Annotated in this window: 16 protein-coding genes; 9 read left to right on the top strand and 7 right to left on the bottom strand. The window is 71.2% G+C overall.

Annotated features, from left to right (window positions below):
- Positions 1–34 precede the first annotated feature (34 nt).
- A complete protein-coding gene (locus ABT367_RS21305; RefSeq protein ID WP_352254646.1) occupies positions 35–1,096 on the bottom strand; it encodes a mechanosensitive ion channel family protein in 1,062 nt (353 codons plus the stop codon).
- A 325-nt stretch (positions 1,097–1,421) separates the two neighbouring features.
- Here ABT367_RS21305 and ABT367_RS21300 point away from each other — a divergent pair, with 325 nt between their 5' ends.
- Positions 1,422–1,958: an HNH endonuclease gene (locus tag ABT367_RS21300; RefSeq protein ID WP_165331883.1), complete on the top strand. Its 537-nt coding sequence runs from the start codon at positions 1,422–1,424 to the stop codon at positions 1,956–1,958.
- 165 nt (positions 1,959–2,123) lie between these two features.
- Here the strand turns inward: ABT367_RS21300 and ABT367_RS21295 are convergent, their stop codons facing one another.
- The 4 genes from ABT367_RS21295 to ABT367_RS21280 all read right to left on the bottom strand — a co-directional run bounded on the left by ABT367_RS21295 (position 2,124) and on the right by ABT367_RS21280 (position 7,936).
- Positions 2,124–3,563 (bottom strand): FtsX-like permease family protein, encoded by a 1,440-nt coding sequence (locus tag ABT367_RS21295; protein WP_352254645.1) that lies wholly within the window; start codon positions 3,561–3,563, stop codon positions 2,124–2,126.
- A complete protein-coding gene (locus tag ABT367_RS21290) occupies positions 3,556–4,284 on the bottom strand; it encodes an ABC transporter ATP-binding protein (RefSeq protein WP_352254644.1) in 729 nt (242 codons plus the stop codon). Before ABT367_RS21290 ends, ABT367_RS21295 begins: the two co-directional genes overlap by 8 nt.
- Positions 4,281–4,829 carry a PadR family transcriptional regulator gene (locus ABT367_RS21285; protein ID WP_165331881.1) on the bottom strand — a complete coding sequence of 183 codons (549 nt, stop codon included), beginning with the start codon at positions 4,827–4,829 and terminating at the stop codon, positions 4,281–4,283. The genes ABT367_RS21290 and ABT367_RS21285 overlap by 4 nt, the downstream gene beginning before the upstream one ends.
- 122 nt (positions 4,830–4,951) lie before the next feature.
- The gene (locus tag ABT367_RS21280; RefSeq protein ID WP_352254643.1) at positions 4,952–7,936 is read right to left on the bottom strand and encodes a beta-N-acetylglucosaminidase domain-containing protein; all 2,985 of its coding nucleotides are present in this window, start codon (positions 7,934–7,936) and stop codon (positions 4,952–4,954) included.
- 425 nt (positions 7,937–8,361) lie between these two features.
- Here ABT367_RS21280 and ABT367_RS21275 point away from each other — a divergent pair, with 425 nt between their 5' ends.
- From ABT367_RS21275 to ABT367_RS21240, 8 genes are all read left to right on the top strand, one after another.
- Positions 8,362–8,601: a hypothetical protein gene (locus tag ABT367_RS21275; protein WP_352254642.1), complete on the top strand. Its 240-nt coding sequence runs from the start codon at positions 8,362–8,364 to the stop codon at positions 8,599–8,601.
- A gap of 48 nt (positions 8,602–8,649) precedes the next feature.
- On the top strand, positions 8,650–10,701 hold the full coding sequence (malQ, locus tag ABT367_RS21270; RefSeq protein WP_352254641.1) for a 4-alpha-glucanotransferase: 2,052 nt from the start codon (positions 8,650–8,652) through the stop codon (positions 10,699–10,701).
- A gap of 121 nt (positions 10,702–10,822) precedes the next feature.
- Positions 10,823–11,056, top strand: a complete 234-nt coding sequence (locus ABT367_RS21265; protein WP_165331878.1) for a hypothetical protein — start codon at positions 10,823–10,825, stop codon at positions 11,054–11,056.
- Between the two features lie 212 nt (positions 11,057–11,268).
- Positions 11,269–12,252, top strand: a complete 984-nt coding sequence (locus ABT367_RS21260; protein ID WP_352254640.1) for a DMT family transporter — start codon at positions 11,269–11,271, stop codon at positions 12,250–12,252.
- A 10-nt stretch (positions 12,253–12,262) separates the two neighbouring features.
- The gene (locus ABT367_RS21255) at positions 12,263–12,622 is read left to right on the top strand and encodes a VOC family protein (protein ID WP_352254639.1); all 360 of its coding nucleotides are present in this window, start codon (positions 12,263–12,265) and stop codon (positions 12,620–12,622) included.
- A gap of 30 nt (positions 12,623–12,652) precedes the next feature.
- A complete protein-coding gene (locus tag ABT367_RS21250) occupies positions 12,653–13,552 on the top strand; it encodes a LysR family transcriptional regulator (protein ID WP_352254638.1) in 900 nt (299 codons plus the stop codon).
- A gap of 347 nt (positions 13,553–13,899) precedes the next feature.
- The gene (locus ABT367_RS21245; protein WP_352254637.1) at positions 13,900–14,457 is read left to right on the top strand and encodes a hypothetical protein; all 558 of its coding nucleotides are present in this window, start codon (positions 13,900–13,902) and stop codon (positions 14,455–14,457) included.
- 263 nt (positions 14,458–14,720) lie between these two features.
- Entirely contained in the window at positions 14,721–17,792 is a 3,072-nt protein-coding gene (locus tag ABT367_RS21240) for a lectin-like domain-containing protein (protein WP_352254636.1), read from the top strand.
- A 115-nt stretch (positions 17,793–17,907) separates the two neighbouring features.
- Here the strand turns inward: ABT367_RS21240 and pepN are convergent, their stop codons facing one another.
- Both pepN and ABT367_RS21230 read right to left on the bottom strand, forming a co-directional pair.
- Complete coding sequence (pepN, locus tag ABT367_RS21235; RefSeq protein WP_352254635.1) at positions 17,908–20,499, bottom strand: aminopeptidase N; 2,592 nt, start codon at positions 20,497–20,499, stop codon at positions 17,908–17,910.
- 188 nt (positions 20,500–20,687) lie between these two features.
- Positions 20,688–21,707: an aspartate-semialdehyde dehydrogenase gene (locus tag ABT367_RS21230; RefSeq protein ID WP_352254634.1), complete on the bottom strand. Its 1,020-nt coding sequence runs from the start codon at positions 21,705–21,707 to the stop codon at positions 20,688–20,690.
- Between the last annotated feature and the right edge of the window lies 1 nt (position 21,708).

The raw sequence follows: 21,708 nt of genomic DNA, 5'->3' as shown, positions 1-21,708 counted from the left end.
CGCCTTCCGGCACGGCCCCTTCGGTTCCTCTGGGTTACTTCGCCAAGTTGGGCGGCGGAGCGATCGGCGTCGCAGCGACGGACTGCGGCGACGTGGGCGACGCGTAGGCGGACGGCGCCGCGACACCCGCGGCCGGGTCGGGACCCGCGTCCTCCGCGGCGACCGGCGGCACCCCGCCCACGATCCTGATCCCCGCCGCGTCGAAGGCCTGCTTGATCCGCCAGCGCAGCTCCCGTTCGACCCCGAGCGCCTTGCCCGGCATGGTCTTCGCGGAGACACGTACGACCATCGAGTCCAGATACACGGCATCGAGCCCGAGCACCTCGACCGGTCCCCAGAGCCGCTCGTTCCAGGGCTCTTCCTTGGCCAGCTCCTCGCCGACCTCGACCAGCGTGGCGCGCACCTTCTCCAGGTCCTCGTCCGGCCGCACCGACACATCGACCATGGCGGTGGCCCAGCCCTGCGACAGGTTTCCGATCCGCTTGACCTCGCCGTTGCGCACGTACCAGATCTCGCCGTTGTCACCGCGCAGCTTGGTCACCCGGAGCCCGACCTCGATGACCTCGCCCGAGGCCACGCCCGCGTCGATGGAGTCACCGACCCCGTACTGGTCCTCGATGATCATGAAGACGCCGGACAGGAAGTCGGTCACGAGGTTGCGCGCACCGAAACCGAGCGCCACACCCGCGACACCCGCCGAGGCGAGCAGCGGCGCGAGATCGATCTCGAACGCGCCGAGGATCATCAGCGCCGCGGTCCCGAGGATCACGAAGGACGCCACCGACCGCAGCACGGAGCCGATCGCCTCGGACCGCTGCCGCCGCCGCTCGGCGTTGACGAGCAGACCGCCGAGTGCGGTGCCGTCGAGAGCCGGGGCGGTGCGGTTCATCCGTTCTATGAACTTGGTGATCGCCTTGCGGATGAAATGCCGCAGCACGGTCGCGATCACCAGGATCAGCAGCACCCGCAGCCCGACGGCCAGCCAGGTCGACCAGTTCTCCTCGACCCAGCCGGCGGCGTTCTCCGCCTTCTCCTGGGCGTCCTGGATCGACGGCGGCGCGCTGGGGTCGGCGGCCGCGAGAGCGGACAAGAGCACGGCAGGAACCTCCACGTGTAGCGGTCTGCCCGCCGGACAGCGTCGGCGGTGTGCGCGGGCAGACCAATAACACTAACGGGGCATTGCGCCTGGATCGTTGCCATGCAGAGGGGAGAGACGCGCCTCACCTGGGGATGTACTCAGTGTGGCCGACTGCACATTCCCGGGGGACAACCCCGGGACCCCCAGCCGGAGCAGTGGTGATGCCGTAAATTCCCTCGCCCCGTTACCGGGACATGGTGGCGCTTCGAGCAGCCATGAGGGGAGACTGGCTACAGATCGTCCCGGCGCGAGCCACGCGCCGCCGGCGTATTAGGAGGCATCGGTGCCGCATGTCCTGGTCCTCAACGCGTCGTACGAGCCGCTCGGCGTCGTACCGCTCCGCCGCGCGCTCATCCTCGTCCTCGAGAACAAGGCCATGTGCCTCGAGGAATCCGGCGCCTTCCTGCACAGTGCTACACGCACCATCCCAGCCCCCAGCGTCGTCCGGCTGAAGCGCTTCGTCCGGGTCCCCTATCGGGGGCCCGTTCCGCTCACCCGGCGTGCTCTGTTCGCCCGTGACGGCGGACGCTGTGTCTACTGCGGTGGCGTCGCAACCAGCGTCGACCACGTGATCCCCAAAAGCCGCGGCGGCCGCCACGCCTGGGACAACGTGGTGGCGTCCTGCCGGCGCTGCAACCACGTCAAGGCGGACCGCCACCTGGTCGAGATCGGCTGGCGGCTGCGCCACAAACCGGCCCCGCCCACCGGTCTTGCCTGGCGCATCATCGGCACCGGGCATAGGGACCCGCGCTGGCTGCCGTACCTGCAGCCATACGGCGCGGACGATGCGATGGCCCGGATCGACGGCATCTCTGCCTGATCTTCGATCCGGGTTTTTGTGTGCCCGTTTCCTGTACGGGGAGGTGGGCGCCGTCGCCTCGTACGGGGTGTGAGCACCGTCGCCGTCGTGCCTCTGCGAACGGGGGTGCCGCTGACGTTCAGCGGCACCCCCGTTCGCGTTCCCCCGTCGTCCCCCTCGGGACGGTCACTCGTAGCGGAGCTCCGCCGGATGCAGCGTGCGCCGCAGCAACGGCAAGGTGCAGGCGGTGGCCAGCAGGCACGCGGCGTACACACCGACCGGCACGAGCAGCGACGAGAGAAGCGGCAGCGGCCGTCCCATCAGGCCGCCGTACGCGACGTAGAGGGCCACTCCGCCGACACCCGCGACCAGCATCGCGGGAGCGAGCGGCAGCGCGGTCTCCAGGAGCACCGCCCGGCGCAGCACCGCCTGCGGGACACCCGCCGCGGACTGCGCGGCGAGCGCGCGGCGCCTGGTGATCAGCGATTCCGCGGTCCCCGTGAGCAGGGCGAGCAGCGCGATGACGGTGGCGACAAGCAAGGCGGCGGCGATCAGGTTGATGCCGCTGGAGTAGTAGCCGTCGTCGTCCTCGCTCCCGACGTCGGTCAGGATCAGGGCGCGGACGCCGACGAGGATCACGCCGGCCACGGTGACCAGGATCAGGGTGCCGTGGATACGGGCGGACGCCCAGGGGTCGGCCTTGAGCCGGCCGGCCGCGATCAGCACGTCGGCCCGCTGGGCGCGCTTGAGCAGGGCACCGCCCATCGACCGGGCGAAGGCGGCCGCGGAGGCCACCGCGCCGACTCCCACGAGGACGACGGCCACCAGGGCGAGCACGGGGAAGACCGCGGTCGCCAAGTCCGCCTGCAGGCCGAACTGGACCGTCACGTACGCGCCGGCCGTGCACAGCACGAACACCACGTAGAAGACACGGCTGCGCTGCTTGCGTGCCCGGCGCACCACCCCGAGCGGTGACGTCACGACGCGGTGCAGCACGAGGATGCTCAGGAGCGTGACGGCCAGCGGGACGGCGAGGGTCACCGCGAGGGCGGCGGGCCAGGCGACGCTCACGTCGCTGGGCCAGTTCAGCACCCGGTCGCCGGACTGGAGCCGTCCGAACAGGGCGTGCACGCCGAGGAAGAGCAGCAGTCCCGCCACCGCCCCGGCCAGACAGGTCAGCCCGGCCTCGACGGCCGCGAGCGAACGGACCTGGCGGGGCGTGGCACCGGCGAGCCGCAGGTTGGCGAACCTGCGGTCGCGATGGACGGCGCCGACCCGCGTGGTCTGGGCCAGGAAACCGAGCACCGGCACGAGCAGCATGGCGATGGCGAACGCGAAACCGGGGCGCACACCGGGGTCGTTCAGGACGGGGATGCTGTAGCGGTCGGCCACGGGCATCGCCTCGGTGCCACTCTGCAGACGGGTGTCCCAGGTGATCGACGCCACCAGGACCGCCGTGAGCGCGAACACCGTGGCCAGCAGCGACGCGAGCCCGGTGAGGCCTATCCGCCACCACTCCCGGCGGTTGGAGCCGCGCAGCAGGGTCGTCGCGAGCCTGGTGTTGCCGAGCAGCCCCGCTCGCACGGGTTTCGTCAGGAGGTCGCGCACGGGAGTGAGCTCAGTCATTGCCGTACACCTCCGCCGTGCTGAAGTGTTCGGCGGCCCACGGCTCGTCGGCCCTCACCACACCGTCGCGCAGCACCACTTCACGGTCCGCGTACGCCGCCACCTGGGCGTCATGGGTGATGAGCACGACCGCACAGCCGCTCTCGCGGGCCGACTGCACCAGGGTGGTCATCACCTGCTCCCCGGTCAGGGTGTCCAGGGCGCCCGTCGGCTCGTCGGCGAAGACCACCTTCGGCCCGGTCACCAACGCCCGTGCCAGGGAGACGCGTTGCGCCTGCCCGCCGCTCATCTCGCCGGGCCGCAGCCGCGCCTGTCCGTACACCCCGAACTTCCCCAGCCAGTCCGCGGCCTGTTGGTGCGCGGCGGCGCGGCGTACCCCCGCGAGCAGCAGCGGAAGCGCGACGTTGTCGATCGCCGACAGCTCGGGGATCAACTGGCCGAACTGGAAGAGGATCCCGAAGTCGGTCCGGCGCAGCTCCGTCCGCTGCGCCTCGGACAGGTTCTCCACCTGTTTCCCGTCATAGCGCACGCTGCCCGAGTCGGGCGTGACGATCCCCGCGAGGCAGTGCAGCAGCGTCGACTTGCCGCTTCCGCTCGTGCCGGTGACGGCGAGGATCTCGCCGGCGCCGAGGGTGAGCGAGGCGCCGCGCAGGGCGTCGGTCCTTCCGTACGCCTTCTCGAGTCCGCGTGCGGCGATCAAGGGCGCTGTCGATGTGGTCATACGTTCCTGATCTCCTCGGTGAGAGCGGCGAGCCGGCCGGCGGTGGTGGTCATCCAGCGCAGATCGGCGTCGAGATGGCTGAGCGCGTAATCGGCGGAGAGCACCGTCGCGAGATCCGCCCCCGGCGCGGTCTTCAGGGCCGTCAACTCCCGCATCCGCGCCATGTGGGCGGTGCGCTGTGCGCGCAGATACGCGGCCGGGTCGGCCGGTTCGCCGGCCGCCTCGGCGAGGATCGCGACGACGACCTTGGCGAAGATGTCGTTGGTGACGAAGGGGGCGGGCGGCGCGATCTCGCCCAGCCAGTGGGCGAGTTCGACGGAGCCCTTGTCGGTCGAGCGGTAGTGCGTGCGCTCCGGACCGCCGTCGGCGTCCGTGCCCTCGACCTCCGCGAGACCGTCCCGTACGAGCCGCTGCAGTGTCGTGTAGACCTGCCCGTACGCCAGTGGGCGCGCCTGCGGGAAGCGCTCGTCATGGCGTCGCTTGAGGTCGTAGCCGTGACTCGGGCCCGCGGTGAGCAGGCCGAGCAGGACGTGGCGGGTGCTCATGGCTCAACTATGTACCGGCTATATGTACTCAGTGAATAGCTGGCGGGAATGAGGCGGGAAGTGAGAGAAGGCGTTCCGCTCAAGTCCGGGACAAACAGGGGCGATACGGGGCGGAGTCTCGGCTACTCGGCGGCCGCGTAAGCCTCCACCGACCACAGCGACACCCCGTACTCGGTGGCCCGCTCGTCCATCTGCACCCGCACGAAGCGCACATCCCGCGCATCGAGGCCCACCGCCTCGCGCCCGCCCCGTCCGTCGCGCACGGTCGCGGCCGTACGCCAGACGCGGCCGTCGGAGGAGACCTGGATCCGGTAGCGGGAGGCGTGGGCGTCCTGCCAGGTGAGGACCACCTGGCCGACGCGGGCCGGCGAGGCGAGTTCCATCTGCCACCACTGGCCGTCCTCGACGAGCGAGGACCAACGGGTGTGCGGATCGCCGTCGTTGGCGTCCGCCGCGGGGAAGTCGGGGGTCTCGTCGCCCGAGGACGCGGCCTTCGCGGTGCGGGCCAGATCCGGGCCGGCCACGCGAGGATGCGCCCGTACGGTCAGCGTCCTGGTCTCCGAGCCGAACTTCACCGGAATCTCGTACGTCCCCGAGGGTGTGCCGGCCGGCACCTTGATCTCCACCGGCACGTCCCGCCGGGTGCCCCGCGCAAGCGTCGAGGAGACCGGGGTGCGCACCTCGATGCCGGCCGGGGGCTCCGCCGTGACCCGGCCGCTCACCGCGTCCGGGCGCCGGGAGGTGAGACGGGCGGCGATGCGCTGGGGAGCGCCGCCGATCTCCGCGTCGAGTTCGCCGCGGGAGAGCTTCAGGGCGGCGGACGGGCCGTCGGCGTACCAGGGGACGAGGTGTTCCACCCGGCCCGCCTCGCCCTGCCAGAGCACACGCAGCGAGTCCACGTTCTCCTGGGGAAGCCCGCGCGCCTCCGTCCAGCCGCTCTCCGACACCTCGCCGAGCGAGCGCCAGCCCTTGCCCGGGACATGGGCCTGCAGGGTGCCGCGCGTACCCGGCACCGTCATGACGGTCACCGCGTCGAGCGGGCGCGGACGGGAGAGCTCCAGGCGGTCCTTGTCCGGGCGCTCCACCGGGGCCTTGGAGTCCTTCGCGTCCTTGCGCGAGGGCGCGCGGTCGGCGCCGGTCCAGGCCGCGGCCTCCTCCTGGGCCCGGTCGAGGAACGCGTCCAGCACGCCCTCGCCGACCGTCACCTGCCCCGACCTCAGGGCGGCGCGCCGGGAGTCGAGCCGCCGCGCCGAGCGCCACGCGTCCTCGCCCTGCCCGCGCGCCTGCGCGAGCAGCAGCCCGACGGCGAGTTCGCCCGCCTCGCCGTAGCGTCCCAACTGCTCGGTCCACGGCCGCACTTCGCGCCCGAGGTCGGTGTCGTCGAGGCGGCCGGGGGTCTGCCGCATGACGGAGAACGCTTCGGAGAGCCGACGTGCCGCCTCGTCGAGTCGACCGTCGTCCGCCGTGGAGCGCGCCTGGAAGAACTCCTCGATCAGCGGCCGCAGATACGCCGACTCCCGGCCGCCGAGCACGGACGAGGCGTCATGGCCGGCCAGGGCGGCCACCGCCTCGCGCTCCTCGGCGTCGGTGCCGGCGAGATCGGCGATCGCCGCCCGCCAGGACTCCCCGGGCCGGTACGCCCTCGGGTTCCACGCGTAGTCGGCGGCCGTGAACAACGGGATGCGCGAGGCCGTGGGCTGCTGCATCGCATTGGCGAGCAGCGCCGCCGAACCGGTGGCCACGGCGGGTTCGCGTCCGGTGTACGGGCCGAGGAAGATCCGGTCCTCGGCGTAGTCGTTGACCGGGTAGTTGTCCATGGTCACCAGGTCATGGCCGTCGAACACCCGGCGTGCGCCGGCCAGTTCGCGCCCGGTGATGGTCTTCGGCACGACACCCACGCCGGTCCAGGCGACCTGCACCCCGTCGTTCAGCTCCTTCGCGAGCCGGTCGCGGTAGTCGGTCGAGCCCTCCTGGTAGTACTCGGTGGGCATCAAGGTCAGCGGTGCCGCCTGCGGGTGCCGCCCGGCCAGATGCTTCGCGACCGCGTTCGCCACGCGGGCCTGCGCCTTCGCCGCGGCCTCGGGGCCGGAGCCGAACTCGTCGGCGTCCTTGTCGCAGTGCCACTCGCTGTACGAGACGTCCTGGAAGTGGAGTTGGAAGGCCCGGGCGCCCAGCGCCCACATCGAGTCGACCTTCTTGATGAGCGCCTTGAGGTCGTCGCCCGAGGACAGGCACATCGACTGGCCGGGGGCGACCGCCCAGGCGAGCGTCACATGGTTGGCGCGGGCGCGCTCGGCGAGCTTCCTGAACTCCGCGCGCTGCGCCGCCGGATAGGGCTCGCGCCACTTCGCCTGGCGGTGGAGGTCGTCGCCGGGCGCGTACACATAGCGGTTCTGCTTGGTGCGGCCCATGAAGTCGAGCTGTTCCAGGCGCTCCTGGGTGGTCCAGGGGGTGCCGTAGAAGCCCTCGGTGGTGCCCCGTACCGCCGAAGCCGGCCAGTCCCGTACGCGCACCCCCGCGAACTGCCCGTCCGCGGCGAGCTGGCGCAGCGTCTGCACGGCGTGGAACAGGCCGTCGTCGCCGACGCCCGCGAGTGCCACCGTGTCCCGGCCGTCGACCCGGCCGACCCCGATGCGATAGCCGCCGGACGGCAGATCGCCGCGTTCGGCCACCTTCAGCGCCCGCAGTGCGGCGTCCGTCCCGGAACGGGGCGCGCGCGGGTGCAGAGCCGCCGGACTCGTCCGCCCCTGCTCCTGGCCGGCGCGCACGAGCAGCCCGGGCCCCGACACCTCGGCCGCGTCGCGCACCTCGGTGATCTGCCGCGCGCCGGCGTCCCGCAGCAGGGTGCGCAGCGCCTCGATCGCATACGGATCCGCCGCTTCGTCCGCGAGCAGGAACACCCGCTCGCCCACGGGCACGGGAGCGCCGGCGGACTGCAGCGAGTGGGGACGAGGCCATACGGAAGGGAGCGCCGCGTCGTTCTCGCGCTCGGGAGCGGTCAGGCCCGGCTCGGGCGGCTCGGCATACGCCCCCGGCGCACCACCGAGCAGACCGCCGATGACCGCGGCGGCGAGCGCGGCCGCACGCTTACGACCCCGGACCAGCACGGCTTCTCCCGCCCTTCTCCTTGGTTCCCACACGACCCCGACAGCCGCTTCGCACGGCCCTCGACGCGGGGATTCCGGATGGTGTCGAGCCCACCACCGCAGTGGTGACAGTGTCAATGCGAGTGGCCGTTGTGCCGGTTATATACCACCTGGGGGAGATCCTGGGCGGGACGTCGACGAAGCTGCGAACCGGGGTTCCAGGGGCTCCTGTTCGTCGCCCCTGGCGCCGGGTTTTTCCGTTCTGTCGCAGTCGGCGCCCGCGGTCTGGTCAACTCGCCGTCGATCCGCAGAATGTGAGCAGCGCCACGTTCGGCGCATGGCACCGAAAACGCTGGGTAGGGCTGAACGTCTGCCGATCACACCGGCCGGGCACGACCCGCGGCGGTGGATCGACGGGGACCGTCCCCCACACAAGGAGGCTCTGGGTGAGCGCTCAGCTGTTGTTCGACGCCCTGTCCAAACACGCGGAACTGCCGGAACTGCCGGACCTGTCCCGGGTCTCCGACCCGGACTCCGTGCTCTACGGCTCGTTCTCCGTGGAAGCACCCCTCACCAGCGAACCACCCCTGGCCGACGAGGCGCCGCTGACCAGCGAGCCCCCGCTCGCCGACGAGGCGCCACTGACCAGCGAGCCCACCGCGTTCGGCACCGCCTCCTTCCTCTGAACCCCCGCACCTCTTCGTATCCGGCCGCATACGACCGAAGGGGCGCCGATGTCCCTGGCCCAGCTCGCAGTGCTGTACGGCATCGACTCCTCCTACGAGCCCGCGCCCGGGGTGCGGCAGCCGGTCTCCCCGGCGGCCCTGCGGGCGGCGCTGGCGGCGTTCGGCGTGGACACCTCGACCGACGCGGCCGTCGACGGCGCGGTCTTCGACATCCAGGAACGGCGGCGCAAGCGCGTCCTGCCCGACACCGTCGTGGCGGGCTCGCGCGTCTTCGGCGCGCTGCCCGACGGCACACGGATGGTGGTCGCCCCGGAGGGCGGCGGCGCTTCGGTCGAGTGGTCCTGGTCCGGTGACCTGCCGCAACTCCCGTACGGCGTCCACCGGTTGTACGCGGAGACCCCCGACGGCCGCCGCGCCTCCGCGAGCCATCTGATCGTCGCCCCCGACCGCGCCCCCGCACCGCCGGGGCGCAGTCACGGCCTGCTCGTCCAGCTCTACTCCCTGCTCTCGCAGCGCTCCTGGGGCATGGGCGACCTCGGCGACCTCGCCGAACTCGCCGCCTGGTCGGGCCGTGACCTGGGTGTCGACTTCCTCCAGGTCAACCCCCTGCACGCCGCCGTCCCCGGCGCGCCCGGCGGCTCCACCGACCCCTCCCCGTACCGGCCCTCCTCGCGGCGCTTTCCGGACCCTGTCCATCTGCGGATCGAGGACATACCGGAGTACGCCTATCTCGCACCCGAGGACCGCGAACGGGCCGCGGCCCTGGCGGGGCGGGCCGCGGAGTTACGGGAGTCGGTGCTCGGCAAGGGAGCGCTGATCGACCGGGACGCCGTGTGGGAGCTCAAGTCCCAGGCCCTGGAGCTGATCCGGGCCGTGCCGCTCGGTCCGGGACGCCGCGCCGCGTACTGCGCGTTCCTGGCCGAGGGCGGAGACGACCTGGAGCGGCACGCCACCTGGTACGCCCTCGCCGAACGCCACGGTCCCGACTGGCGCGGCTGGCCCGAGGAGCTCCGCGATCCGGGCTCGGCCGCCACCGCGCGCGCCGCGCATGAACTGATGGACCGCATCGACTTCCACAGCCGCCTCATCTGGCTCACCGACACCCAGCTCGGCGCCGCGGCCGCTGCCGCACGCGACGCGGGCATGGCGCTCGGTCTCATCCACGACCTCGCCGTCGGTGTGCACCCCGACGGTGCGGACACCTGGGCGCACGGGGGCCTGTACGCGGCCGGCACCTCGGTCGGCGCCCCGCCGGACGCCTTCAACTCCCGCGGCCAGGACTGGGGCCTGCCGCCCTGGCGCCCGGACCGGTTGGCGGAGTGCGGCTACGCACCGTTCCGCGCGCTCCTGCGCGGTCTGTTCGCGCACGCGGGAGCCCTCCGTATCGACCACGTCATGGGCCTGTTCCGGCTCTGGTGGATCCCCGAGGGGCACCCGCCCACCGACGGGGCGTACGTCCGCTACGACTCCGAGGCCCTGCTCGCGCTGCTCGTCCTCGAAGCGCACCGGGCCGGCGCCGTCGTCATCGGCGAGGACCTCGGCACGGTCGAGCGCGGCGTACGGGAGGAGCTGGCCGCGCGCGGCATCCTCGGCACCTCGGTCCTCTGGTTCGAGCGCGACTGGGAGCACGGCAGCCGCCCCCTGCCACCCGACCGCTGGCGCGCGGACTGCCTGGCCACGGTCACCACCCACGATCTGCCGTCCACGGCGGCCAAGCTCACGGGCGACCACGTCCGTCTCCGCCACCGCCTCGGCCTGCTCTCCGGGCCGCTCGACTCCGAGCTCGCGGCCGAGGCCGCGGACGTCCGCGAGTGGCTGGCGCTCGCCGCCGAGCTCGGACTGCCGGCCGAAGGCCCCGAGGAGACCGATGTCCAGTCCCTCTACCGGCTGCTGCGCCGCACGCCCGCCCGCCTGACCGGCATCTGGCTGCCGGACGCGGTGGGGGACCGGCGGCCGCAGAACGTACCCGGCACCTGGGCGGAGTACCCGAACTGGCGTATCCCCGTCTCGGGGCCGGACGGGCGGGTGGTCACCCTGGAGGAGCTGGCGGGCTCGGCGCGGCTGCACGCGTTCATGGCGGCGGTGCGGGCCGAGTCGTGACGCCGGCGGGCACCCCGGGGCGCACACGGGTGAGCCCCGGACACGCGAGGGTGGCCCCTGGACGCGCGCGGGTGGGCACCCCGGGCGCGCGCGCCCGGAACGCATTCGCTAGGTTGGCACCGTGGACAAGAAGAACGCCCTGCGCGCCGGCGCCGTAGCAGCCGGTACGACGCTGATGATGCTGCTGATGTCGTCCCCCGCGCTCGCGCTGACCCGCGACGACGGTGACGACCCGGGTTCCGGTCTCTCCGTGGTGGAGACCCTCGGCCTGTTCGTCGTGGCCCCGGTCGCCCTGTTCCTGGTCATCGCCGGCCTGGTCATGGTCACGGACAAGTCCCGCAAGCAGCAGGGCTGACCCGAAACCTTCGAGAGCGCCTCCCGGTTCCGCCTCCGCGCGGAACCGGGAGGCGCTTTTGCGTGCCCGCTCACCGGCTCCCTGAACGTTCAGTTCAGCTTCATGGAACCATCGATTCTTTTCGATGGACCTAAGTGTCACCCTCCTGCCACTGTAGATCCCGAACGCACACGACAAGCGCCCCCACCAGGGCAGTTGGGCAAGGGATACCGATGGCAGTCCTCGACCGAGTACGCACCCCCGAGGCGACCGCGACGCCGACGAAGCCGAAGGGACGCGCGGCCGGTACCGCGACGCTCGGGCTGCTGCTCGCGCTCGTCGCGACGGTGGTCTGGTCGGGAAGCTTCATCGGCGCCCGGGCCCTCGCCGACACGGTGCCGCCGATCCAGCACGCCTACTGGCGCTGGATCGTCGCCCTGACCGCCGCCGCCCCCTTCGCCGCCCGGCACGCCTGGCGCGAGCGGCACATCATCGTCAAGCACTGGCGCTTCGTCGGCCTCGCCTCGCTGCTCGGCATCACCGTCTACAACACCCTCGTCTACCAGGCCGGCATCTCCACCTCGGCCGGCAACATGGGCATGATCATGGCCGCCTCGCCGGTCGTGATGACGGTCTACGAGAAGCTCGGCGGCGCCCGGCTCGGCGCCCGGCGGGTCGCCGGCATGCTGATCGCCTGTGTCGGTGTCCTGCTCCTGGTCAGCAAGGGCAAGCTCACCCCGGACTTCGCCCCCGGCGACCTGTGGATGCTGGCCGCGGCCCTCAGCTTCGCCTCGTACAGCGCGCTCCTTCGCCGCCGTCCGGCCGAACTGGGCGGTCTGGCCTTCCTGTTCACCAGCTTCGCGCTCGGCGCCGTGATCCTGTCGCCCGTCTTCCTCGCGAGCCTGGTCCTGCAGGGCGGCTTCACACCGACCGTCGGCACCGTCTCGCCGCTCCTGTACGCCGGAGTCTTCTCCTCCGCGGTCGCCTTCTTCACCTGGAACAAGGCGATCTCGCTGATCGGCGCCGGCCGCGCGGGCCTGGTCTACTACCTGCAGCCCGTCTTCGTCGCGATCCTCTCGTACGTGATCCTGGGCGAGCCGACCGGCCCGATGCAGATCCTGTGCATGGTCCTGATCCTGGGCGGCGTGGTCCTCGGTTCGGTGGGCCGGAGTGTCGCGGACGCCAAGGCCGGCCGGAGTGTCACAGCCCGCAAGTAACGTGCCGGGTATGACGATTCGCCGGATCACTCCCGATGTCCGTACCCAGGACCCCGACAAGAGCCGAGCGTTCTATGCGACGCTCGGCCTTGTCGAGGTCATGGACCTGGGCTGGGCCGTCATCATGGCCTCGCCGTCCAACCCCACCGCCCAGGTCATCCTGATCACCGAGGACGCCTCGGCCCCGGTGGTCCCCGATATGAGCATCGAGCTGCCGGACGGCGCGGCCGTCGACGCCGCGTACGAGGCGATGCGCACGGCCGGCGCGGAGATCGTCCATCCGCTGCGGGACGAGCCGTGGGGCGTACGGCGCTTCTTCGTGCGCGATCCGGACGGCAAGGTCGTGAATGTGGTGACCCACCACAAGTGATGCGGGAGGTGCGGGGATAAGTTGCGGGACATGACCGAGTGGGACATCAAGAAGCTGCAGATCCTGCGCACCCTCAGCGAGCGGGGCACCGTCACCGCGACCGCGGGTGCCCTCCTGATGACCCCCTCGGCCGTCTCGCAGCAGCTGGCCAATCTGGCCAAGCAGGTCGGCGTACCGCTGCTCGAGGCGCAGGGCCGGCGGGTCCGGCTGACCGACGCGGCGCATCTGGTGCTGCGGCACGCGGACGCCGTCTTCGCCCAACTGGAGCGCGCCGACGCCGAGTTGGCCGGCTATGTGCGCGGCGAGGCCGGCGAGGTGCGGATCGGCGCGTTCTCGACCGCGGTGCCCGCCCTGGTCGTACCGGCCGTGCGGCAGCTGCGCGAGGACGCGCCCGCACTGGACGTACGGGTGCGGGAGGCGGAGGCCGCCGAGGCGTACGAGCTGCTCTCCACCGGCGAGGTCGATCTCGCCCTGTCCCTGGCCGCGCACGCGCCGACCGCCCGTGACCCGAAGTTCACCCGGGTCCCGCTGCTCGCCGATCCGCTCGACGTGGCGCTGCCCGAGGACCACCGGCTCGCCGGGCGCAAGAGCGTGCGTCTGGCCGAGCTGTCGGGTGAGGCCTGGATCTTCGGCGGCAGCGGGCCCTGGTCGCAGATCACCACGGCGGCCTGCGAGGCGGCCGGTTTCGTCCCCGAGCAGGCGCACAGCGCGGCGGGCTGGACCGCGATCCTCGCCATGGTCTCGGCCGGGATGGGGGTCGCCCTGGTGCCGCGGATGGCGGCCTCCACGGCGGATGGCGTGGTCCGCGTGAGCATCGGCGGGGACCAGCCCAGGCGCCATGTCGTGGCCGCCGTGCGCAAGGGAGCGGAGTCGGGGCCCGCGCTGGCGCGGGTGCTCGACGCCCTCAAGGAGGCGGCACACAGGGAGTGAGGCACGGTGAGCGACGCACGGAGAGTGACACCCGGGCGTCACACACCGTGACCGAGGAGCCGGGCGGGCCGCGCTGACCCGGGCCGTCGGGTTCGACCGTCGGCCTCGGCGGGAGGGTGGCCCAACTCGGTTCAATCCGCAGGGTGTTCGCGGGCCCGCCGGTGACGTTGTGGTATACCAACCCGGGCGGTGCGGGGCGCCTGGGTCCGCGCGTACGACCGCCCCTCCCGGCGCCCGTCACCCGCTCAGATCACACACCGCGAACCTTTGGTCACCGTGTGCAAACACTGAGGCGTGGTCGCCATGGCCACCCCGCCACGCTTCACAGCACACACCAAGGAAACCTGATGCACGCACTTCTCAAGAAGGCCGCCGTAGCCCTCCCCGCCGCCGCCCTCATGGTGGCCCTCGCTCCGACGGCGGCCTCCGCCGACGAGCCGCTCGGCGTCCGGTGCGCCGGCGGCAACGCCCAGCTCAGCGCCAAGCCGGGTCTGACGATCGTCGGCTCCAAGCAGCAGACGTGGACCGGTGAGGGCGTCACGACCGGTTGCAAGAACGTCGGTTCCGGCAAGGCGGTCACCTCTGCCATCGTCTTCTTCGAGGGCAACGGCAAGGGTGCGTGTGTGCCCGAGTTCGGTATCCCCAACGCCGACCTGAACGGCCGCATCACGTGGAACGGGGGCGGCCCGGACGTCGAGAACAAGGTCAGCAACGTCACCGGCACCTCCAAGCTCACCTGGACCGGCGCCAACTTCACCGGCGTCGTGACCGACGGCCCGTTCAAGGGCAAGAAGGTCAACGCCACGGCCAGCTGGGACTTCGACCTCATCGCCGCTGCCGGCGGCTGCTTCCTCGGTGGCTACACGAACGCCATCGGCACCTGGGACTCCCTGAACATCGGCTGATTCCGAGCCGCGGCACAGAGGCCTGGCGCCGGTCGTCCGACCGGCGCCAGGCCTCTGCGTGTTCCCCAACTCGCGCGAGCGTGAGGGCCGTTGGCGTGCGCAGGCGCCAACGGCTTAATTCTGTTGGCCCTTTGGGCGCGCGGAAACCGACGGCCGGTGGTCCGATGATCGCAAGCATGACTACGTTGCGAAGTCATGAAACTACACACAGTGATAGTCCGGGCGCGGGTGACTGATCTGCCGCGCTCCGGGAGGAGAGCACCATGGCAGATAACGCAGTCCGCCCCAGACGGCGGACAGGAAGGCCCCGGCCCCCTTGGCGCGCCACCGCGCTCGGGGTCGCCGCCGTACTGGCGGCAGGAGGGCTGTCCCTGACGACCGCCGCGCCCGCCGCGGCGGTCGAGATCGGCAACGAGCCCTTCTCGGGCGAGCGGGTCAAGGACGAGTCGCTCTGGTACGCGGGCCCGTACCTCAAGGGCGACCCGACCGGCTGGGCCTGTCTCACCGCCGCGTCCATGAACCCCGTGGACAAGGGCGACGGCAAGGCAGGGCCCGCAGGACCCGTCGGAGACGCGACGGTCGCTCCGCTGCGCGGCTGCCAGACCCACCCGGGCATGCCCACCACGCCGGACAAGCCCGGCGAGGGCGCGCTGCGCCTGACATCCAACAAGAAGATGCAGAACGGGTACGTGATGACCACGCGTACCTTCGACGCCCGGGCCGGTCTGCGCTGGACCGTCGACTTCGCGATGTACAACCCGGCGACCGCACAGCCCGCCGACGGCCTCGCCCTGATGCTCATGGACGGCAGCAAGCCGCTGCCCGAGCACGCCGGAAAGAACGGCGCCGGTCTCGGCTACTCCAAGCTGCCGGGCGGCTACCTCGGCATCGGCTTCGACGTCTACGGCAACTTCACCCGCGACTGGATGCCGGACTATCACAAGGGCGGTCCCGCCACCGCCAAGCCCAACTCCGTCACCATCCGCGGCGCAGAGAAGGACGCCGCGGGTGCGGCGCTCAACAACCCCTTCGTCGCCTCGTACCAGTCGGGCCGCCGCTTCGCGCTCTCGGAGGCGAAGACCCGAGAGGAGGCCAAGCGCACCGCCATCGTCGAGCTGTCGCACGAGGGCGTCATGCGCGTCCAGGTCGACTTCCACGACGGTACGCCGCTGCGTGAGGTCATCCCGCCGGTCGACCTCGACACCATCGAGGGCCAGCCGCCCGTCCCGGACAAGCTGCGCATCGGCTTCTCCGCGTCCACCGGCGCCTCGACCCAGATCCACGAGATCTGGAACGGCAAGATCGAGACCCTGGACCCGAACCTGTTCACGAAGGTCGTGCCGGACGGCACCGTGAAGGCCGGCGAGCCGGCCAAGTTCACGATGACGACCACCAACGACAAGCTGGGCGGTCCGACCACGGGCCCGATCACGACCACGCAGACCTTCCCCGCCGGCATCGTGCCCAAGACCGCTTCGGGCGACGGCTGGGACTGCAAGGTCGAGGGCCAGACGGTCACCTGTACGCGTCCGGGCCCGGTGCTCAAGCCCGGTGAGTCGGCGCCGCCGGTCACCGTGACCACCGATGTCGCACCCACGGTCAAGGGCGAGCAGCCGATCATCTCGGACGCCGCGACGCCGAACGACATGAACACCAAGCCGGACACCAGCAAGGTCGACGTCATCCCGGCCAAGGGGCCGGACCTGACGGTCGTCACCAAGCCGCGCGGCGAGGTGCAGGCCGGTGAGCCGGCCGAGTACCAGATCGACGTCACCAACAAGCCCGAGGCCGGTCCGACCCGTACCGGCGACACCATCGCCGTGGTCCGCAGCTTCCCCGAGGGGATCAAGCCCGTGTCCGCCGCGGGCGACGGCTGGGACTGCGCGGTCGAGGGCCAGGAGGTCAAGTGCACCAGGCCCGGTGACAAGCCGGTGCTCAAGCCCGGCGACTCGGCCCCGTCGATCATCGTGAAGACCGAGGTCGCCGACGACGCCGCAGGCGATCTGACCGGCGCCACGGTCGTCGCGACGCCTGACATGCCGAACCCGACTCCGGTCAAGGACACCACCACGGTCAAGCCGGCCGTCAAGGACCCGAACCTGACGGTGGTCACCAAGCCCGACGGCGATGTCGTCGCCGGCAAGCCCGCGAACTTCGTGATCGCCGTGGCCGACGCTCCCGACGCCGGACCCACCACGGGCCCGACCACGGTCGAGCGGACCTTCCCCGACGGAATCAAGCCGGTCACGGCGTCGGGCGACGGCTGGACCTGCAAGATCGAGGGCCAGAAGGTCACCTGCACCCGGCCCGACACCCTGAAGCCGGGCGAGCAGTTCCCGCCGATCCACGTCGCCACCGAGGTCGACAAGGGCGCCAAGGGCGACCTGACCGGCACCACCGGTGCGAGCACCCCCGGTGCCGAGCCCAAGGCGCCGGTCAAGGACACCGTCACGGTCACCCCGGTCTCCACGAAGGAGCCCGACCTGTCCGTGGCCACCAAGCCCGAGGGCGAGGTGGTGGCCGGCAAGCCGGCCACGTTCCTGGTCGACGTCAGCAACGCCGCCGACGCCGGTCCGACGCATGACACGGTCACCGTCACGGAGACGTTCCCCGAGGGCGTCACCCCGAGGACCGCGGTCGGCCCCGGCTGGGATTGCAAGATCGTCGGCCAGACCGTCACCTGCACCCGTCCCGGCACGGGCGCGGACGCCCTGCAGCCCGGCAACCAGTACCCGTCGATCAAGGTCACGACCGAGGTCGCGGAAGGCGCCGAGGGCACCCTGAAGGGGCAGACCGGAGTCGTCACCGAAGGTGACAAGACCACCGACCCGGTCGAGCACAGCTTCGAGATCACCCCGAACGACGGTGCGGGCGGTCCCGGCGTCCACTGCTACGGCGGCCTCGCGTCGCTCAGCATCAAGCCGGGTCTGACCATGGGTGACAAGCTCCAGACCTTCATCGGCTCCGGCACCAGCGCCGGCTGCAAGTCGGTCGACTCCAAGCGGACCCCCGCCTTTGTGGAGGTCAACTTCGAGGGCTCCGGCAAGGGTTCGTGTCTGCCCTCGCTCGGTCTCCCGAACGCCGAGATGACGGGCACCATGACCTGGCAGATCAACGGCCGTACGGTCCAGAGCACGGTCATGGGTACCTCGAAGCTGACGCTCACGGGCGCCAACTTCGACGGCATCGTCACCGCGGGCCAGTACAAGGGCATGAAGGTGCACGCCACCGCGGACTGGGACATCGCGTCCAACCTGGTGACGGCCGTCCCCGCCTGCTTCCTCGGCGGATACACGGACGCCACGGGCACCTGGAACAGCGTGAGCGTCGGCTGATCCACCGCCCCTGACCGGTCTCCGGACTCCCGTACGCGGGAGGCCGGAGCCGGCCGAACGGCACAGCGCCCGGGCCCTCTTGGAGGGACCGGGCGCTGTGCCGTGTGTCAGTGGGTCAGGACGCGGCCCGCGCGTCCGCCGCCTGGGCCTTCAGGGCCCGCTCCACACCCGCGCGCGACTCCGAGACGAGCCGCCCGAGCGCCGCGTTGGGCTCGGCCTCGGCGACCCAGGCGTCCGTGGCGTCCAGGGTGGCCTGCTCGACCTGGAGCGCCGGGTAGAGCCCGACCGCGATCTGCTGCGCCATCTCGTGCGAGCGCGAGGCCCACACGTCCTTGACCGCAGCGAAGAACTTCCCGGTGTACGGGGCGAGCAGCTCCCGCTGGTCGCTCTGCACGAAGCCCCCGATCACCGCTTCCTGCAGGGCGTTGGGCAGCTTGTCGGAGTCGACGACCGACGCCCACGCCTCGGCCTTCGCCTCCGGTGTCGGACGCGAGGCCCGCGCGCTCGCGGCGTGCCGTTCGCCGGCCGCGGTCTTGTCCCGCGCGTACTCGGCGGCGATCTCCGCCTCCTCGTACCGCCCGGTGGCCGCGAGCCGCTGCACGAACGCCCAGCGCAGCTCGGTGTCGACCGCGAGACCCTCGATGGTCTCGGTGCCCTCCAACAGGCCCTTGAGGAGATCCAGTTGCTCCTCGGTACGGGCCGTGGCCGCGAACGCCCGCGCCCACGCCAGCTGGTGGTCGCTGCCCGGCTCGGCGGAACGCAGGTGCGCCAGGGCCGCGTCGGTCCAGCGGGTGAGCCCGGCCTCGCGGAAGTCCGGTGCCGCGTACAGGTCGAGCGCCAGCTTGACCTGCCGGTGCAGCGACTGAACCACGCCGATGTCGGACTCCTTGCCGACGCCGGAGAGCACGAGCGACAGGTAGTCGCGGGTCGGCAGCTCGCCGTCGCGGGTCATGTCCCAGGCCGAGGCCCAGCACAGGGCGCGCGGCAGCGAGGCCTCGAAGTCGCCCAGGTGCTGGGTGACATGGCGCAGCGACTCGGGGTCGAGGCGGACCTTCGCGTACGACAGATCGTCGTCGTTGAGCAGGATCACCGCGGGACGGTGGCGGCCGACGAGCTCGGGCACCTCGGTGATCTCACCGTCCACGTCCAGTTCGATGCGGTCGGAGCGGACCAGCTTGCCGGACGCTGTGCTTGTGCCGGGGGCGGCAAGGTCGTACAGGCCGATCGCGATCCGGTGCGGACGCAGCGTGGGCTCACCCTTGGCGCCGGCGGGCAGCGCGGGGGCCTCCTGGCGTACGGCGAAGGCGGTGATGGTGCCGTTCGCGTCGGTCTCGATCTGCGGCCGCAGGATGTTGATGCCCGCGGTCTGCAGCCATGCCTTCGACCAGGCGCTCAGATCGCGGCCGCTGGTCTCCTCCAGGGCGCCGAGCAGATCGCTGAGCCGGGTGTTCCCGAAGGCGTGGCGCTTGAAGTACGCCTGCACACCGGTGAAGAACTCGTCCATCCCGACGTACGCGACCAGCTGCTTGAGGACGCTGGCGCCCTTGGCGTACGTGATGCCGTCGAAGTTGACGAGCACGTCGTCGAGGTCGCGGATGTCCGCCATGATCGGGTGGGTTGAGGGCAGCTGGTCCTGCCGGTAGGCCCAGGTCTTCATGGAGTTGGCGAACGTGGTCCACGAGTGCGGCCACTTCGAGCCCTCCGCGTACGCCTGGCAGGCGATGGAGGTGTACGTGGCGAAGGACTCGTTGAGCCAGAGGTCGTTCCACCACTCCATGGTCACGAGGTCGCCGAACCACATGTGGGCGAGCTCGTGCAGGATCGTCTCGGCCCGCACCTCGTACGCGGCGTCGGTCACCTTGGAGCGGAAGACGTACTGGTCGCGGATGGTGACGGCGCCCGCGTTCTCCATCGCGCCCGCGTTGAACTCGGGCACGAAGAGCTGGTCGTACTTCTCGAAGGGGTACGCGTAGTCGAACTTCTCCTGGAACCAGTCGAAGCCCTGCCGCGTGACGTCGAAGATCGCGTCGGCGTCGAGGAACTCGGCGAGCGAGGGCCGGCAGTAGATGCCGAGCGGGACGCTCTGGCCGCCCTTCTCGTACGTGGCGTGCACCGAGTGGTACGGGCCCACGATCAGCGCCGTGATGTACGTGGAGATCCGCGGCGTGGGCGCGAACGTCCACACGTCGTCCTTGGGCTCCGGCGTGGGGGAGTTGGAGATCACGGTCCAGCCGCTGGGCGCCTTCACCGTGAACTGGAAGGTGGCCTTGAGGTCCGGCTGCTCGAAGTTCGCGAACACACGGCGGGCGTCCGGCACCTCGAACTGCGTGTACAGATACGCCTGGTCGTCCACCGGGTCGACGAACCGGTGCAGTCCCTCACCGGTGTTGGTGTACGCGCAGTCGGCGACGATCTTGAGGACGTTCTCGCCCTGCTGCAGGTGCTTCAGCGCGATGCGGGCGTCACGGAAGACGGCGGCGACGTCCAGCGACTTGCCGTTCAGGACCACCTCGTGGACGGCGTCGGCGACGAGGTCGATGAAGGACTCGGCGTTCTGCTCGGCGCATTCGAAACGCACCGTCGTCACCGACGGGTACGTGCCGCCCTCCTGCGCTCCGGAGAGGTCGAGATCGATCTCGTACGAGTCAACGGTGAGCAGCTTGGCCCGCTGCTGCGCCTCTTCACGGGTCAGATTGGTGCCTGGCACGCGGTCATCTCCTTGGATCTAAGACTGTGGCGCGTAGCGCCTCGTTGAGGGGCGGTGGTCGGGCGACGGGAGGGGCCGACTTTTCGGCCATCCTTCCACGGAGATACCGGGGTGGGCATCGCGTTATCGCCGTACGCGAAAGGGGCGGTCACCACACTGGGTGACCGCCCCTTTCGTACCGCTACGTGCTATTTGGCGCCGAGCTCCTCGGCTACCAGCTCCGCGATCTGGACGGCGTTGAGCGCCGCGCCCTTGCGGAGGTTGTCACCGGAGAGGAAGAGCGAGAGGCCGTTCTCGGCGGTCTCGTCGCTGCGGATGCGGCCCACGTAGGAGACGTCCTGGCCCGCGGCCTGCAGCGGGGTCGGGATCTCGGAGAGCTCGACGCCGGCGGCGGAGGCCAGGATCTCGGTGGCGCGCTCGGGGGAGAGGGGGCGCTCGAAGCGGGCGTTGACCTGGAGCGAGTGGCCGGAGAAGACCGGGACGCGCACGCAGGTGCCGGAGACCTTGAGCTCCGGGATCTCGAGGATCTTGCGGGACTCGTTGCGGAGCTTCTGCTCCTCGTCGGTCTCGTTCAGACCGTCGTCGACGATGCTGCCCGCGAGCGGAAGCACGTTGAAGGCGATGGGGCGCTTGTAGACGTCCGGCTCGGGGAAGTCCACGGCGGAGCCGTCGTGCGTGAGCTTGTCGGCCTCGGCGACGACCTTCTGCACCTGGCCGTGCAGCTCGGCCACGCCGGCGAGACCGGAGCCGGAGACGGCCTGGTACGTGGTGGCGATCAGCGCGGTGAGGCCCGCCTCCTCGTGCAGCGGCTTGAGGACCGGCATCGCGGCCATCGTCGTGCAGTTCGGATTGGCGATGATGCCCTTGGGGCGGTTCGCGATCGCGTGCGGGTTGACCTCGGAGACGACGAGGGGGACCTCGGGGTCCTTGCGCCAGGCGCTGGAGTTGTCGATCACCACGGCGCCCTGTCCCGCGACCTTCTCGGCGAGGGCCTTGGAGGTGGCGCCGCCCGCGGAGAAGAGCACGATGTCCAGGCCGCTGTAGTCGGCGGTGGCGGCGTCCTCGATCGTGATGCCGTCGAGAGTCTTGCCGGCGCTGCGGGCGGAGGCGAACAGGCGCAGCTCGTCGACCGGGAACTTCCGCTCGACGAGGATCCTGCGCATGACTGTGCCGACCTGACCGGTGGCTCCGACGATTCCGACCCTCACG

This window comes from Streptomyces mesophilus (assembly GCF_040300965.1).
In the GTDB taxonomy this organism is placed as follows: Bacteria; Actinomycetota; Actinomycetes; order Streptomycetales; family Streptomycetaceae; genus Streptomyces; species Streptomyces mesophilus_A.
Note: the sequence above shows the minus strand (reverse complement) of the source record. Positions and strands in the feature narration are given on the sequence as shown.

Excerpts from the sequence above, each read along its gene's own strand:
- ABT367_RS21295 (WP_352254645.1), bottom strand. The coding sequence starts at position 3,563 with ATGACTGAGCTCACTCCCGTGCGCGACCTCCTGACGAAACCCGTGCGA.
- ABT367_RS21290 (WP_352254644.1), bottom strand. The coding sequence starts at position 4,284 with ATGACCACATCGACAGCGCCCTTGATCGCCGCACGCGGACTCGAGAAG.
- ABT367_RS21285 (WP_165331881.1), bottom strand. The coding sequence starts at position 4,829 with ATGAGCACCCGCCACGTCCTGCTCGGCCTGCTCACCGCGGGCCCGAGT.
- malQ (WP_352254641.1), top strand. The coding sequence starts at position 8,650 with ATGTCCCTGGCCCAGCTCGCAGTGCTGTACGGCATCGACTCCTCCTAC.
- ABT367_RS21260 (WP_352254640.1), top strand. The coding sequence starts at position 11,269 with ATGGCAGTCCTCGACCGAGTACGCACCCCCGAGGCGACCGCGACGCCG.
- ABT367_RS21255 (WP_352254639.1), top strand. The coding sequence starts at position 12,263 with ATGACGATTCGCCGGATCACTCCCGATGTCCGTACCCAGGACCCCGAC.
- ABT367_RS21250 (WP_352254638.1), top strand. The coding sequence starts at position 12,653 with ATGACCGAGTGGGACATCAAGAAGCTGCAGATCCTGCGCACCCTCAGC.
- ABT367_RS21245 (WP_352254637.1), top strand. The coding sequence starts at position 13,900 with ATGCACGCACTTCTCAAGAAGGCCGCCGTAGCCCTCCCCGCCGCCGCC.
- ABT367_RS21240 (WP_352254636.1), top strand. The coding sequence starts at position 14,721 with ATGGCAGATAACGCAGTCCGCCCCAGACGGCGGACAGGAAGGCCCCGG.